The organism is Staphylococcus sp. HMSC068C09, assembly GCF_001813735.1.
Lineage (GTDB): Bacteria > Bacillota > Bacilli > Staphylococcales > Staphylococcaceae > Staphylococcus > Staphylococcus hominis.
This window is the reverse complement of the sequence record NZ_KV813755.1, coordinates 29367-44169: the sequence shown is the minus strand read 5'-3', so window position 1 is coordinate 44169 and position 14803 is coordinate 29367. Positions and strand designations below refer to the sequence as shown.

Below are 14803 nucleotides of genomic sequence, written 5' to 3'. Positions count from 1 at the left end.
CTATCTACTAATTTAAAAAGTTGATCCGCTTCTCGTTCTTCTAATATTTTTAATTTTAAGTGGTCATTAATTTGATATCCAAACATAATTAAAACCTCCTATATTTTCAAAATATTCGATAAATTATAAGTATAATAACATAATTACATACATTAAAAACATAAACTTATTAAATATTTGTAAAATTTTAAACTTATTCATTATTCTTTTAACGATATATGTTAAGCTTTTATACATCTGTTTTATTAAATTTGAAAGGAGTTAAATACATGGAAAACAAATCTAAACAGTTTTCAAATGTATTTATTTTTGCTTCAGTTATTGTAGGGTTACTGGTAATTATTGGAGCCATCTTCCCTAATCAATTTGGTTCAATTTCTGGAGCAATCGGAAGTTTTATTACAGAAACGTTTGGTTGGTACTATATGCTACTTATTAGCATTATTCTGATATTTTGTATCACACTTATTTTTCATCCAATTGGAAAGCTTAAGTTAGGAAAACCTGATGATAAACCAGAATTTAATACCATTTCATGGTTAACAATGCTATTTAGTGCAGGTATGGGTATTGGACTTGTATTCTATGGATCTTCTGAGCCCATTTCACATTATCTATCGCCACCAACAGCGAGTAAAGAAACAGAAGCTGCTCTAGCTGAAGCCATGCGTTCAAGTTTCTTACATTATGGACTACATCCTTGGGCAGTTTACGGTATTGTTGCATTAGCTCTTGCATATACACAGTTTAGAAAAAATGACTTAGGACTCATTTCTCGTACATTACGTCCTATTTTCGGAAATAAAGTAGAAGGTCCATTAGGTACTGTTGTAGATGTTTTAGCCGTTTTTGCTACTATTATTGGGGTTGCAGTGTCACTTGGTGTTGGCGCCATGCAAATTAACGGTGGTTTAAATTATTTATTTGGAGTGCCAAACAATAAACTTATTCAAGGCATTATTATTCTTATTGTTACAGTTTTATTCTTAATTAGTGCTTGGAGTGGTTTAAGCAAAGGTATTCAGTATTTAAGTAATTTAAATATGCTTTTAGCTGCGATGTTACTTATTATTATTCTAATTGTAGGTCCTACAATTTTAATTATGAATATGTTTACATCCTCAATTGGTGAATATTTGAATACACTTATTTTTAATAGCTTTGATGTTGCTCCACTTAACTCACAAAAACATGAATGGTTACAGTCATGGACTATTTATTATTGGGGCTGGTGGATGAGTTGGTCACCATTTGTAGGTATCTTCATTGCCCGTATTTCAAAAGGTCGTTCGATTCGTGAATTCGTTATCGCAGTATTAGGCGTTCCTACAATTATTAGTATGCTATGGTTTACAGCCTTCGGTATTACTGGTATTGAAATTGGTAAGCAATCTAAACATATCTTTAGTATGCCACCTGAAACACAATTATTTGGTATTTTCAATGAGATGCCTATGGGTGCAATTTTATCGTTTATCGCTATTATCTTAGTAGGCTCATTCTTTATTACATCCGCAGACTCAGCTACATTTGTATTAGGTATGCAAACATCATTTGGTCGTTTAAATCCATCCGGTTTTGTTAAGATTGTTTGGGGCGTCATGTTATCAGCGATTGCCTACGTACTTTTACTATCTGGTGGATCGACAGGTCTAGATGCTCTGCAATCAGCTGCTATTATTTCAGCATTACCATTTAGTTTTGTTGTTATTTTAATGATGATTTCATTTTTCAAAGATGCAAATCAAGAAAGAAAACTCTTAGGTTTAACCTTACAACCTGATCATCAACGTAAAAAGGACTATATTAAACATAACACAAACCAACAATCTAAAATGAAATAAGACAGAACCGGAGACATCATTAAATGTCTCCGGTTTTATATATATTAGTAGTCGATGATTGAATTGAAAAATGCATTTGTCACAAGCTTTTTTCAAGCTTAGTCCTCTTTTTGGAGACGACAAATTCAAAATAAATTCTAACTACTCTTGTAGTTTGTATAGGATAAAAACTCTACTATAAAATAAAAGGTCACAGCGAATTGAAGACATTCGTTGTGACTTTATTTTTAAAATGTTCCTGGATTGAAGTTAGTTTTCCATTCATTAAATGGCCAATATCTCCAAACGACTTTACCTACAAGTTGTTTTTTATCTACTAGACCTACAACATCAAATCGGCTATCTATACTATTTTGTCTATTATCTCCTAAAACTAAATATTTATCTTTAGGAAGTTTCATTTCACCATTTGAACCTTTAATTTGACTTGATTTAAATGAGCCTGTTAAATATTGACCTTGTTTATGTTTCTTATTGTAATCTAAATACGGTTCAGACACTTTTTTATTATTTACATATAATTGGTCTCCCTTATATTCTACTGTATCCCCTGGTGTGCCAATCACACGTTTAATAAAATCACGTTTTGAATCTTCATGAAATACAACGACATCACCATTATCAATGTGATTCATAGATTTAGAAATTTTACTTACAATCACTTTATTGCGATCTTGAAACGTTGGATGCATTGAAGATCCAGATACTGTATAAGATTCGCCAATAAACTTTGTTACTACAATAACAACCAGTAGCCCCACTACAATGGATATAACCCACTCCATGATTTCTCGTTTCACATTTCATCCCGCCTATCATCTTTTCTTATTCTCGATTACTTCTACTCTATCATACATACTTTTCAAACACGTTTCATTCTTCTTACGACTGATTTTTATTTAAATCTTTCACATTCGTAAGATACACCTCTTACTTTGTAAGGTTAGATAAAGGCACCGCTTCATTCACCCTTTTAAAATAAGAAGTGTAATAGAGATAAGGAGTGATGAGATTGAAATTATTATTAAGAATCATATTAACTATTCTTGTCATTATTGTAGTCATTATAGGTGGTTTATTTGGATTAAACGCATATTCAGACCAACATCCTAACAATCGTTCTATCAATGATTGGAATAAACTAAATCCCTTAGCACCAACGCATGAGTATTATGTTAAGACTCAAAAACCATCAAAAGTGGAAGTCGTTGATAAGGAAAAAGACTTCTATATCTACCATTACAATCAAACAGGTTACACCAAAGATGGTAAAGCTAAAAACATTGATTATACAGCGTCTAAAAAATTAAAACAACATCATTACTTAGTTGTAAGCGAAAAATCTCACACAATTACATCATATAAAGAAGTAAAACAATCAGACATTCCAACTAAAGCGAAAGAAAAATTATAAAACTTACAAGGAGTATGATAATCATGCCTATTTTAAACGTTAATCATGTATCAAAAATTTATGGAACGAAACAAAAATTTAAAGCACTACACGATATTAACTTTTCAGTCGATAAAGGAGAATTCGTTGCAATTATGGGACCATCTGGTTCAGGTAAGACAACCCTCCTTAATGTTATCAGTTCAATTGATAGCATTTCAGGCGGTACTGTAGAAATCAGTGGCAATGAGATAAACCAGTTATCTAATAAAAAATTAGCACAATTTCGTAAGAAAGAACTTGGTTTTATTTTCCAAGATTATAGCGTTTTACCTACATTAACAGTTAAAGAAAATATTATGTTGCCATTATCTGTCCAAAAAATGAAAAAAGATGAAATGGAAAAAAACTATCAAGACGTCACAGAGGCACTTGGTATTTATGATTTAAGTGATAAATATCCTAGTGAAATTTCTGGAGGTCAACAACAACGTACAGCTGCTGCACGTGCTTTTGTACATCAACCATCCATCATTTTTGCAGACGAACCAACAGGTGCACTTGATTCAAAAAGTGCACAAGATTTACTTCATCGCTTAGAAGATATGAACAAACAATTTAATAGTACGATTATTATGGTTACCCATGATCCTTCAGCAGCAAGTTTTGCACAACGTGTCATTATGTTAAAAGATGGCGATATTCATTCAGACATTCATCAACAAAGTAAAACAAAATCTAAATTTTATAATGAAATCATTCAATTACAATCAGCCCTAGGTGGTGTGGCAAATGACGTTTAATCAAATTACATTAAAGAATTTAAAAGGTAATATCAAACATTATATATTATATCTTTTTTCATTAATCTTAAGTATCATCTTATATTTTAGTTTTGTCACATTACAATACACACATAGCTTAAATAATGGTTCATCAAAAATAATCAATCAAGGTGCAAAAGTTGGTTCAGTTTTTTTATTCATTACGATTATCATTTTCTTAATGTATGCGAACCATCTATTTATTAAACGTCGCACACGCGAATTTGCATTATTCGAACTCATTGGACTAACACGTGGTAACATTCTTAGAATGCTTGCTATCGAACAAATCACTTTATTTATTAGTACAGGCATTATTGGCGTTATTATTGGTATTTTAGGTTCAAAATTATTGCTTTCAATATTAATAAAACTGATGCATTTACACATTCATGCATCTATAGGATTTGAAGTAGCTGCTTTAATTCAAACAATAATCATGCTAATGTTAGCGTTTATTTTAATTATGTTAGAAGATGCTATCTTTTTAAAACGAAGAACCATACTTTCTATGATGAAAGACAGTATGAAAACAGAGGCAGTAAAAGCGAAAATCACCATGCCAGAATGTATTGCTGGTATTCTTGGACTCATAATGATGATGTTAGGTTATTATATGTCTACAGAAATGTTTGGTAAATTTCAAGAATTAACGATGGCCTTATTAACGCCGTTTATTATTTTATTCTTAACTGTAGCAGGCGCATATTTATTTTTCAGAAGTTCAGTTTCAATTATTTTTAAATCTTTAAAAAAATCAAAACAGGGTCGTGTCTCTATCACTGATGTCGTCTTTACATCTTCGATTATGTATAGAATGAAGAAAAATGCGATGTCTTTAACTATTATTACAGTCATTTCAGCAGTTACAGTAACAATCTTGTGTTTCGGAGCAATTAGTAAAGCAAATGCTGACTTTAATATTCAATCATCGTCACCTCAAGATATTAACTTTACTAAAGTAAAGATGGCCCAACAATTTGAACATCAACTTAACCAACACGGTATACCATATACAAAAAAAACGTATGAAAATGCCAATACCCATATTATTGAAAATGATGTAATTAAAAGTAAAACGGGTAACGCAATGCAAAATGAAAGTATATCGATTATGGCTGATCCTCATATCAAAGGTAATCACGCTACAATTACAAATTTACAAGGTCCACTTTCAATGATGTTTAATGTTCAAATCCATAAAGATTTAAAACTAAAAGGGCAACAAGTAAAGACATTTTATGTAGATAAAAAAGATTTAAATGAAATCATTCCAATGGATGCTTCATTGGGTGGACCAGTACTTAAAATCAGCGCAGATAACTATAATGCTTTAAAAACAAAAAATCAACTTACACATCATTATGGTTTTAATATTAAGCATCATAGCGATCTTTCAAAAGCTGAAACATTAGCTAAAAAAGGAAAACAAAATGTAGTTTTAAAAAGTGAAAACAAAAAAGCAATTGATGAAAGTAATGGCATTCTTATATTTGTCACTTCTTTCTTAGGTCTTGCATTTTTAGTGGCAGCTGGTTGCATTATTTATATTAAACAAATGGATGAAACTGAAGATGAAATAAACCATTATCGTATTCTGCGACGTATTGGTTTTACGAATACAGATATGATAAAAGGACTAGCTTTAAAGATTATATTCAATTTCGGTTTACCATTAGTGGTTTCTTTACTCCATGCCTTTTTTGCAGCAAACGCATTTATGATGTTAATAGGTAATTATACATTGACACCTATCTTCATTGTCATGGTTATCTATTCACTTGTATATCTGATATTTGCAGTTATTTCGTTCATTCATTCAGAACGCATCATTAAAGATGCCATTTAAATAATAGATGGAAAGGAAATGTTAAAATGACTATTAAAGAAATGATTCAACACGCATATTACGACTTATTAAGTTTAAAAGTAAATTGGTTTAATGGTATCATGTTAGCTCTGATAGTATTAGTTGCTAGTAGTATTACAACGCCATTTATTGGTGTGCCGGTAGGCTTACTTGGCGGTGGCTATATTTTGAAAAGATACGAAGAAAACAAACATTAGAATTAAAAAAAGAAGCTCAAAATGAATTGAGCTTCTTTTTCATTAATATTTCAAAAATATCTCTGTTAAATATATACTCAAATAACACATACATAAAAATAAACCCACTATAAAAATAAAAGATAATATACTAGTAAATATATTCCTTTTTTCACTAGATTTTACTTCGTTTGGATCTTTACCATTCATAAAAGCTACTATTCTATCGTAGTTATCTAAATTATATTTATATTTAATTTTATCTATTTGAGTACCACTATAAAAGCTAATTAAAAAAAGAATAGCAATTATTATAAATCCCCATGAATTAAAATAATATAAGAGAGGACCTATAAGTATAGAAGACAAAGTAAATCCAATAATCATAACTAACGACCAAATGTTCATTTTTCTTTTTATAGATTCTTGTTTATTTGAATTTAAATCTCCTCTAACTAAATCATCTAGTGAGATATCAAACAACTCACACATTACTAGTAAATTATGAATATCTGGATAACTCTTTTCATTTTCCCAATTTGATATTGTCTGTCTAGAAACATATAATTTTTCCGCTAAGTATTCTTGAGAATATTCATCTCTTTCTCGATATTTTCTTATTTGTTGACCGATATCCATTCATTCACCTCGTTATAAATTAAACTATTTTTATTTAATTTTTAAAATCATAATACTATATTTATAAAAACGTTTTTTCTAATAAAAATCTATCAATTTTCTTTTACATTATCTTAGTTTTAGTGTAAAAAATGTTTTACATTTTAGTGTATTGCAATATTTTAGGATCTTTAGAACAAATATAAGCAAAGTATTGGTAATGAAACTCCTAAAGGGGTAGGACAAATTAAAGATTGAGACCTTAATCATAAATAAACATGAAAAGACTTTGAGTTGACATAAACTGAAACTATCCCCTAGGAAAGCGAAATCGTATAATACTGATTATTAATAAAAAACCCATAGATTAAAATCATCTACGGGTTATATAAGAATAAGAATTATACTCTAATTTCTTATAGTTTCAATATTTTTACTATTCAACATTATATGCATCTAAAATTACTTTTAATAACTTTTTAATATAAGCTTCATTAAGGACGTTAGGTTTAATCAATATATTAAAATAAATCGGTGAAAAAATTAAATCAATAAATAAATCTTGGTCCGCTTCGTCAATATATTTAGAAATAATAGTCTTCAATATTTTACGATTGCTATCAAAATAACCTTTCATAAATATGTCACGTGCTTCAGATTGTTGATAACTAATTAATATTTCAATCACAGCACGACCTAAATGAGTTTGATAAATATTCATAACTCTTATTAGAAAATGATACAATTCATCGTACATCGTTTTATAATCATTTTCAAAAACGTGGATTCGACTGACAAACATATCGACAATAATAGATGATTTATCTTTCCAACGTCTATAAATCGTCGCTTTAGAAACACCTGTATTTTCAGAAATTTGATCTATTGTCATATCTCTAAAATAAGTAGTTTCTAATAACTGATCAATTTCTTTAAATATTTTTTCATTGATTGTTGGATCTTTCGGTCTTCCAGCCATCTTTTCTCCTTCTTAAACGTGAAATAAATTCTACAATTTCAAAGATAATTACTGCACTAATAAACCATACAACAAAACCAACCAAAATACTAAGTAACCACTCATGTGTAGAATATAACATTGCCCATGTTGCTAAGATACTACATAATACACCTGTCATACCAAAAACTGCACCTCTACTAACATGTTTGGCAACGACATCCCCATGTTGCATACCAGTAATAAATAAAGAAACAAGAAATACTGCAGGTAATGTTGCAAAAACGCCACCTAATTCTTTCCAAGGTAGCATAACTGAAATAATATAACTTAACATAACAGCTAAACCACCCACGAGAAATTTGATAAAAGTTAATTTCATTAAAAAATCCTCCAAATATTAAGAAATGTGTCGTACCGCAAAAATAGCAATTGAAATGACTAACCAACAAATAAATGCAAACGCTGTACCTTTTTTATAATCTCGTTTACTTATATAAATCGACGTAATAAATACTGTAATAATGCAAGAAATAATACCTATTATAGCTCCTGAACTAAGATGTATCGACATTTGAATCAGCCGTTCTCCTCGATGATCTATGGCTAAAGCAATAATAGCTGCTAGGTAGACTGCCGGCATAGTCGCAATAATGCCACCCATTTTCCCTCCTACTTTCTCAGCCATAATCGATGCAAAGGCAACAGCGATACCTCCAATCACAAAATGAAGTATCGCACTTGAAATTGATATTCCGAACACATGAAACCCTTCTCACCTTAATTATTAAACGATACGTTTCGTTTAGTAATATTGTAATTCAATTTTTAAACTATGTAAATATGAAATAAAGAATCCATTATTATAAAATAGGTGACAAAAAAAGAACAGGATACTGAATGCAACATTCATTCTACCTGTTCTTTTAGTCATTAACGTTTATATAGTTTTATTTTAATTTCATAATAATCCTCGTGATCTTTATCACGATGCTCAACATGAATACCCGAGTCTTCAATGGCTTGAATACTCTTACCAACTTCATCACGTGCTTGTGTCAAATCTTTAGAAAATTGGAATGTTTTTGCTTTTACTTTTTCAGGGCCTAATTTTTGTTTCACACGAGCTTCTGTCTGTTTGACATTCAATTTCTGAGCAATAACTTGTTCAATCAATTGTTCTTGATCCGCTTCTTTTAAGGATAATACTGCGCGTGCATGGCGTTCTGTAATTTTACCTTCACGTAATCGTACAATTACTTTTGGTGCTAATTTAAGTAAGCGTAATTTATTAGCTATAAAACTTTGGCTTTTTCCAAGACTTTGCGCTAACTCACTTTGAGTGGTTTGTCCAATTTCAAGTAACTTTTTATACGCTTCGGCTTCTTCTATTGCAGATAAATTTTCACGTTGGATATTCTCAATAAGGGCCACTACAGCAGTTTCTTCATCATTCATATGACGAATAATGACGTCTGCTTTAGATTGATGCAAGGATTGTAATGCTCTAAATCGTCGTTCACCTGCAATAATTTCATACATATTCTCTTCTATAGGTCGAACGACAATGGGTTGTAATAACCCATGTTCTTCTATCGACTCAGCAAGTTCTGTAATTTTACTTGAATCAAACACTTGGCGCGGTTGATAACGGTTAGGTACGATACGCTCTATTTGAATGGATTCCACACTTGAATGACGATTTTCTTCAATATAATCAACGATGTCTTCTTTATTTTTTAAACCAAATAGTTTAGAAAAAGGTTTTTTCATTGTCCATTCACTCCTCTTAAAATCAATTTTAACATGAGTAACCGAAAAATTGATTAATTTTCTAATAAAGGAGCTTTATTAGGTGTACCAGGTTTTCTAGGATATTTTTTAGGTGTTTGACGGCGCTTATCAACTATAATCATTTGTCTTTCACCTGCATCTTCTGGTAAATCAAATGTGTAAGAATCACTATACTCTCCACCTAAGATGCTTATACCAAATTGTGCTTCTGCTAATTCTTCTTCACCTTTTGCAGACTTTAATGCAATAAACTGCCCGCCTTTTTTAACTAACGGCAAGCATAACTCACTTAGAACAGTAAGTCTTGCCACTGCACGTGCTGTTACCACATCATATGTTTCTCTATTGACACCTTTACCAAATGTTTCTGCTCGATCATGAACAAAACTTACTTGTGTTAATCCAAGTTCAACTGCTAAATGATTTAAAAACTGAATACGTTTATTTAATGAATCGACAATGGTTACTTTCAATTCTGGAAAAACAATTTTTAAAGGAATACTTGGAAATCCAGCACCAGCCCCTACATCACAAAGTGTTAGTGGTTGATTAAAATCATAGTAAAATCCAGCTGTAATAGAATCATAGAAATGTTTCAAGTAAACTTCATGCTCATCAGTAATACTTGTTAAATTCATTTTTTCATTCCATTCAACAAGCAAACGATAATAGGTTTGAAATTGTTGTTGTTGTTGTTCTGTTAATTCAATCCCTTGCTCACTTAACGCTTTTGTTAACCATTCGATGCCACTCATTAATTTTTCACCCTTTGTAATTTACCTTGTTCTAAATATACAAGTAAGATAGAAATATCTGCAGGATTAACACCTGAAATACGTGATGCTTGCGCAATATTTAATGGTTTAACCTCTGCTAATTTTTCTCGTGCTTCAGTGGCTAAACTATCCACTTTACTATAATCTAAGTCTTCTGGAATTTTCTTTTCTTCCATACGTTTAACTTTTTCAACTTGTTGTAATGATTTATTGATGTAACCTTCATATTTCGTTTGAATTTCAACTTGTTCTTCTACCGCTTTTGGTAACTGATGTGTTTCTTCTAATATCTCTAAAATTGTATCATACGTCATTTCAGGACGACGCAATAAATCAATGGCTAAGATACCATCTTTTAAGCGTGAACCACCATGAGCTTCAATCACAGATTGCGTATGTTCATTTGGTTTAATACGGATATTTGATAAACGGTCAATTTCATCTTGAATTTGTTGACGTTTATCATTAAAACGTGCATAACGTTCTTCAGAAATCATGCCTAAGTCATAACCAATATCAGTTAAACGTAAGTCGGCATTATCATGACGTAATAATAAGCGATATTCAGCACGAGAAGTCAATAAACGATAAGGCTCATTCGTTCCTTTTGTTACTAAATCATCAATTAAGACACCAATATAAGCATCTGAACGACTTAGAATTTTTTCGCCTGTACCTAATACGTTACCTGCAGCATTAATACCTGCCATAATGCCTTGGCCTGCTGCTTCTTCATAACCAGATGTACCATTAATTTGCCCTGCAGTGTATAAGTTTTTAATCATTTTAGTTTCTAATGTTGGCCATAATTGTGTTGGCACAATCGCATCATATTCAATCGCGTAACCTGCACGCATCATATCTGCTTTTTCAAGACCTGGAATAGTAGCCAACATTTGACGTTGAACATGTTCAGGAAGACTGGTTGATAAGCCTTGCACATAAACTTCATTCGTATTACGTCCTTCAGGTTCTAAGAAAAGTTGATGACGTGGTTTGTCGTTGAAACGTACAAATTTATCTTCAATAGATGGACAATAACGTGGACCTGTACCTTTAATCATACCTGAATACATGGCTGATAAATGTAAATTATCATCAATAACTTTATGTGTACGATCATTTGTATACGTGAGCCAACAAGGTAGTTGGTCTAAAATGTATTCGGTAGTTTCAAAACTAAACGCACGACCAACGTCATCGCCAGGTTGAATCTCAGTTTTAGAATAGTCGATGGTTTTAGAATTCACACGTGGCGGTGTACCTGTTTTAAAACGCACAACTTCAAACCCAAGTTCTCTTAAGTTATCAGCTAATGAAATAGATGGAAGTTGATGGTTTGGACCACTTGAATATTTCATTTTACCTAAAATGATTTCTCCACGTAAAAATGTACCTGTCGTGATAACTACAGCTTTCGCATGATACTCTGTACCTATATTCGTACGTACACCTTTAACTTCATCATTTTCAATCAATAATTCGTCTACCATGCCTTGCATGATATCTAAGTTATCTTCATCTTCAATGACACGTTTCATTTCTTGTTGATAAAGCACTTTATCAGCTTGAGCACGTAATGCACGAACTGCTGGACCTTTACCAGTATTAAGCATACGCATTTGAATGTGTGTTTTATCAATGGCTTTAGCCATTTGGCCACCTAATGCGTCGATTTCACGTACTACTATTCCTTTTGCTGGGCCACCGACTGATGGGTTACATGGCATAAAGGCGATATTATCTAAGTTAATGGTTAACATTAACGTTTTAGCACCACGTCTTGCTGAAGCTAATCCCGCTTCAATTCCAGCGTGACCGGCACCAATAACAATTACGTCATATTCTTGAACCATTGAATTGACCTCCCTATTTTTTCCTTAATTATTATTATTCATTTTAGACTACTGACCGTCTTAATTTTTATTATTTACCTAAACAGAATTGACTAAATAGCTGATTAATTAATTCATCACTTGCTGATTCTCCAATAATTTCTCCTAATATTTCCCATGTACGAGTTAAATCAATTTGAACCATATCCATAGGAATACCAGCTTCAGCTGCATCAATGGCATCTTGAATTGTTTGTCTTGCTTGTTTTAAAAGTGAGATATGTCTAGAGTTTGAAACATACGTCATATCTTGATTTTGTACTTCTCCACCAAAGAATAAATCTCTGATTTGTAATTCTAATTCGTCGATACCTTCTTGTTTTAACATTGATGTTTGAATAAGTGATGTGTCCCCTATCATAGTTTTAACTTCTTCAATATCTAATCGACGTTCTAAATCTGTTTTATTAACGATAACAATAGCATCTTCATTTTTTATGACTTCATATAATGTACGATCTTCTTCAGTTAAAGGCTCGTTATTATTTAATACAAAAAGAATTAAATCCGCTTCACTTAATGCTTTACGTGAGCGCTCTACGCCTATTTTTTCTACAATATCTTCAGTATCACGAATACCTGCTGTATCAACAAGTCTTAATGGGACACCACGTACATTAACGTATTCTTCTAATACATCTCGAGTTGTTCCAGCTACTTCAGTGACAATGGCTTTATTATCTTGAATAAGATTATTTAGCATTGAAGATTTACCTACATTCGGTTTACCGACAATCACTGTAGATAATCCTTCTCTCATAATCTTACCTTGAGTTCCCGTTTCTAATAATTGATCAATTTCATTTTTAATTTTTTTAGACTGCGCAAGTAAAAATTCCGTTGTTGCATCTTCAACATCATCATATTCTGGATAATCAATGTTCACTTCAACTTGGGCAAGAATTTCCAATATCGATTGACGTTGTCGTTTAATTAAATCACTCAAACGACCTTCAATTTGATTCATTGCAACTTTAGAGGCTCTATCCGTTTTAGAACGAATGAAGTCCATGACTGCTTCTGCTTGAGATAAGTCAATTCGACCATTTAAAAACGCACGCTTAGTATATTCGCCGGGTTCCGCCATTCTAGCGCCATGTGTCATGGTAAGTTCTAGTATGCGATTAATTGTCAAAATACCCCCATGACAATTAATTTCAATAATATCTTCACGTGTAAAGGTTTTTGGTGCACGTAAAACTGAAATCATCACTTCTTCTACAACTTCATCTGTCTCAGGATCTATAATATGGCCGTAATTAATAGTGTGTGATGGAACATCTTTTAATTTTTTCTTTCCTTTATATAACTTATCGCCTATTTCAACCGCTTCTGGACCAGACAACCGTACAATACCAATTGCACCTTCTCCCATTGGAGTTGAAATACTTGTAATTGTATCAAAATCCATTATCCATTCTCGCCTCCCTAGTTAAGTAAAATTTCAATATAATATTGTAATAAGTTTCTAATTAAATTGCGAATATATTGTTTTATAACCTACTGGTTAGTATTCGGTTTGTCTAACATTAGACTTCCGTTAGTCTAACTTTACTTAATTCTCTTATTAAATACCTTTGCTATTTTCAATACATGTTCTAAACTGCCTTGAATCTCTAAAGTTGACATATTTTTAGCAGGTTGTCTCGCTATTACAATAATATCTTTTGAAATCATATCTTGCTTATGCACTTTAAAATTTTCTCTAATGGCACGCTTAATACGATTTCGAGTTACAGCATTTCCGATTTTCTTAGAAACGCTAATGCCTAAGCGAAAATGTTCATACTCATTGTTTAATGTATACACAACAAATTGTCTATTGGCTACAGATTTTCCCTTTTTATAAATTTTTTGGAACTCACTATTCCTTTTTATACGATAAGCTTTCTCCACGCTTAAATCACTCGCTTACATTGTTCTTTATGTTACATTCATCTATTAAAATGTGTGGGTTTAAAACGAAAAAAAAGACCACTGAGAAGTCAGTGATCTTATGCTGATAAAACTTTACGGCCTTTACGACGACGACGCGCTAAAACTTTACGGCCATTTTTAGTGCTCATACGTTTTCTGAAACCATGAACTTTACTATGTTTACGTTTATTTGGTTGATAAGTACGTTTTACCATGCAAAACACCTCCATCTACATATTATATCTCGTTCACTAAATCTACTTCTAATGAACCTGACTATTTTAATAGATAAATGATAATTGTTAATATCAAATAATTTTGATTTAATTCGATTTTATCTAGTCATAATTCAAGCAACTACTACAATATAACAAATTACCATTTATAAAGCAAGCAGCTTTTGAAACCAATTAATGAATTTCAAGACGCTCTTTTAGTTATATCACTTTTATTTTTTAATATTTATACATTTCATTGATTTAGTAGTTTCTCAATTTTATACATATTTAATACACGTTTATAAATTATTTCCCAAACCTGTTATAGTACATTAAATTATGGTATCATTTTTTATCCACTTATTCACATATAGTATTTAATTTTTTGTGGATAATCAATAGCATATTCACAGATTTATACCAAATTTACAAACATATTCACAGCCATTTGACATCTATTGCAGTTAAAAAGTATAATTGTGTGGATAAGTCGTCTGAATCATTTATCTTATAGGATTTT

16 protein-coding genes and 1 pseudogene are annotated in these 14803 nt (G+C 31.4%); 5 read left to right on the top strand and 12 right to left on the bottom strand.

The window, feature by feature from the left end; translation table 11 throughout:
• A pseudogene (locus HMPREF2930_RS11525) lies at positions 1-86 on the bottom strand (RimJ/RimL family protein N-acetyltransferase); the annotation flags it as partial.
• A gap of 183 nt (positions 87-269) precedes the next feature.
• Here HMPREF2930_RS11525 and HMPREF2930_RS04300 point away from each other — a divergent pair.
• Complete coding sequence (locus HMPREF2930_RS04300) at positions 270-1844, top strand: BCCT family transporter (protein ID WP_017175637.1); 1575 nt, start codon at positions 270-272, stop codon at positions 1842-1844.
• Positions 1845-2071: 227 nt separating this feature from the next.
• Here HMPREF2930_RS04300 and lepB read toward each other — a convergent pair whose 3' ends face one another.
• Positions 2072-2644, bottom strand: a complete 573-nt coding sequence (lepB, locus tag HMPREF2930_RS04295) for a signal peptidase I (protein ID WP_017175636.1) — start codon at positions 2642-2644, stop codon at positions 2072-2074.
• A 206-nt stretch (positions 2645-2850) separates the two neighbouring features.
• On the opposite strand from lepB, the gene HMPREF2930_RS04290 reads away from it, so the two are divergent.
• The 4 genes from HMPREF2930_RS04290 to HMPREF2930_RS04275 are packed head-to-tail and all read left to right on the top strand — an operon-like array spanning position 2851 to position 6128.
• Positions 2851-3258 (top strand): YxeA family protein, encoded by a 408-nt coding sequence (locus HMPREF2930_RS04290; protein WP_037541632.1) that lies wholly within the window; start codon positions 2851-2853, stop codon positions 3256-3258.
• A gap of 23 nt (positions 3259-3281) precedes the next feature.
• Complete coding sequence (locus HMPREF2930_RS04285; protein ID WP_017175634.1) at positions 3282-4040, top strand: ABC transporter ATP-binding protein; 759 nt, start codon at positions 3282-3284, stop codon at positions 4038-4040.
• A complete protein-coding gene (locus tag HMPREF2930_RS04280) occupies positions 4030-5910 on the top strand; it encodes an FtsX-like permease family protein (RefSeq protein WP_017175633.1) in 1881 nt (626 codons plus the stop codon). The genes HMPREF2930_RS04285 and HMPREF2930_RS04280 overlap by 11 nt, the downstream gene beginning before the upstream one ends.
• Positions 5911-5936: 26 nt before the next feature.
• The gene (locus tag HMPREF2930_RS04275; protein ID WP_017175632.1) at positions 5937-6128 is read left to right on the top strand and encodes a VraH family peptide resistance protein; all 192 of its coding nucleotides are present in this window, start codon (positions 5937-5939) and stop codon (positions 6126-6128) included.
• A 42-nt stretch (positions 6129-6170) separates the two neighbouring features.
• Here the strand turns inward: HMPREF2930_RS04275 and HMPREF2930_RS04270 are convergent, their stop codons facing one another.
• The 10 genes from HMPREF2930_RS04270 to rpmH form a co-directional block, all read right to left on the bottom strand.
• On the bottom strand, positions 6171-6746 hold the full coding sequence (locus HMPREF2930_RS04270; RefSeq protein ID WP_017175631.1) for a helix-turn-helix transcriptional regulator: 576 nt from the start codon (positions 6744-6746) through the stop codon (positions 6171-6173).
• A gap of 415 nt (positions 6747-7161) precedes the next feature.
• Complete coding sequence (locus HMPREF2930_RS04265; RefSeq protein ID WP_017175630.1) at positions 7162-7704, bottom strand: TetR/AcrR family transcriptional regulator; 543 nt, start codon at positions 7702-7704, stop codon at positions 7162-7164.
• Positions 7670-8065 carry a DUF3147 family protein gene (locus HMPREF2930_RS04260; protein WP_017175629.1) on the bottom strand — a complete coding sequence of 132 codons (396 nt, stop codon included), beginning with the start codon at positions 8063-8065 and terminating at the stop codon, positions 7670-7672. The genes HMPREF2930_RS04265 and HMPREF2930_RS04260 overlap by 35 nt, the downstream gene beginning before the upstream one ends.
• An 18-nt stretch (positions 8066-8083) precedes the next feature.
• On the bottom strand, positions 8084-8446 hold the full coding sequence (locus HMPREF2930_RS04255; RefSeq protein WP_017175628.1) for a DUF3147 family protein: 363 nt from the start codon (positions 8444-8446) through the stop codon (positions 8084-8086).
• A 170-nt stretch (positions 8447-8616) separates the two neighbouring features.
• On the bottom strand, positions 8617-9456 hold the full coding sequence (noc, locus tag HMPREF2930_RS04250; protein WP_017175627.1) for a nucleoid occlusion protein: 840 nt from the start codon (positions 9454-9456) through the stop codon (positions 8617-8619).
• A 53-nt stretch (positions 9457-9509) separates the two neighbouring features.
• A complete protein-coding gene (gene rsmG, locus HMPREF2930_RS04245; RefSeq protein ID WP_017175626.1) occupies positions 9510-10232 on the bottom strand; it encodes a 16S rRNA (guanine(527)-N(7))-methyltransferase RsmG in 723 nt (240 codons plus the stop codon).
• Positions 10232-12109, bottom strand: a complete 1878-nt coding sequence (gene mnmG, locus HMPREF2930_RS04240; RefSeq protein WP_017175625.1) for a tRNA uridine-5-carboxymethylaminomethyl(34) synthesis enzyme MnmG — start codon at positions 12107-12109, stop codon at positions 10232-10234. The genes rsmG and mnmG overlap by 1 nt, the downstream gene beginning before the upstream one ends.
• 70 nt (positions 12110-12179) lie before the next feature.
• Positions 12180-13559 carry a tRNA uridine-5-carboxymethylaminomethyl(34) synthesis GTPase MnmE gene (gene mnmE, locus HMPREF2930_RS04235; protein WP_017175624.1) on the bottom strand — a complete coding sequence of 460 codons (1380 nt, stop codon included), beginning with the start codon at positions 13557-13559 and terminating at the stop codon, positions 12180-12182.
• Positions 13560-13699: 140 nt separating this feature from the next.
• Complete coding sequence (rnpA, locus tag HMPREF2930_RS04230) at positions 13700-14044, bottom strand: ribonuclease P protein component (protein ID WP_017175623.1); 345 nt, start codon at positions 14042-14044, stop codon at positions 13700-13702.
• 98 nt (positions 14045-14142) lie between these two features.
• A complete protein-coding gene (gene rpmH / locus HMPREF2930_RS04225) occupies positions 14143-14280 on the bottom strand; it encodes a 50S ribosomal protein L34 (RefSeq protein WP_000240855.1) in 138 nt (45 codons plus the stop codon).
• Positions 14281-14803 lie beyond the last annotated feature (523 nt).

Excerpts from the sequence above, each read along its gene's own strand:
- HMPREF2930_RS04300 (WP_017175637.1), top strand. The coding sequence starts at position 270 with ATGGAAAACAAATCTAAACAGTTTTCAAATGTATTTATTTTTGCTTCA.
- HMPREF2930_RS04285 (WP_017175634.1), top strand. The coding sequence starts at position 3,282 with ATGCCTATTTTAAACGTTAATCATGTATCAAAAATTTATGGAACGAAA.
- HMPREF2930_RS04270 (WP_017175631.1), bottom strand. The coding sequence starts at position 6,746 with ATGGATATCGGTCAACAAATAAGAAAATATCGAGAAAGAGATGAATAT.
- rpmH (WP_000240855.1), bottom strand. The coding sequence starts at position 14,280 with ATGGTAAAACGTACTTATCAACCAAATAAACGTAAACATAGTAAAGTT.
- HMPREF2930_RS04290 (WP_037541632.1), top strand. The coding sequence starts at position 2,851 with ATGAGATTGAAATTATTATTAAGAATCATATTAACTATTCTTGTCATT.
- HMPREF2930_RS04265 (WP_017175630.1), bottom strand. The coding sequence starts at position 7,704 with ATGGCTGGAAGACCGAAAGATCCAACAATCAATGAAAAAATATTTAAA.
- HMPREF2930_RS04260 (WP_017175629.1), bottom strand. The coding sequence starts at position 8,065 with ATGAAATTAACTTTTATCAAATTTCTCGTGGGTGGTTTAGCTGTTATG.
- HMPREF2930_RS04280 (WP_017175633.1), top strand. The coding sequence starts at position 4,030 with ATGACGTTTAATCAAATTACATTAAAGAATTTAAAAGGTAATATCAAA.
- HMPREF2930_RS04275 (WP_017175632.1), top strand. The coding sequence starts at position 5,937 with ATGACTATTAAAGAAATGATTCAACACGCATATTACGACTTATTAAGT.
- rsmG (WP_017175626.1), bottom strand. The coding sequence starts at position 10,232 with ATGAGTGGCATCGAATGGTTAACAAAAGCGTTAAGTGAGCAAGGGATT.
- mnmE (WP_017175624.1), bottom strand. The coding sequence starts at position 13,559 with ATGGATTTTGATACAATTACAAGTATTTCAACTCCAATGGGAGAAGGT.
- mnmG (WP_017175625.1), bottom strand. The coding sequence starts at position 12,109 with ATGGTTCAAGAATATGACGTAATTGTTATTGGTGCCGGTCACGCTGGA.
- noc (WP_017175627.1), bottom strand. The coding sequence starts at position 9,456 with ATGAAAAAACCTTTTTCTAAACTATTTGGTTTAAAAAATAAAGAAGAC.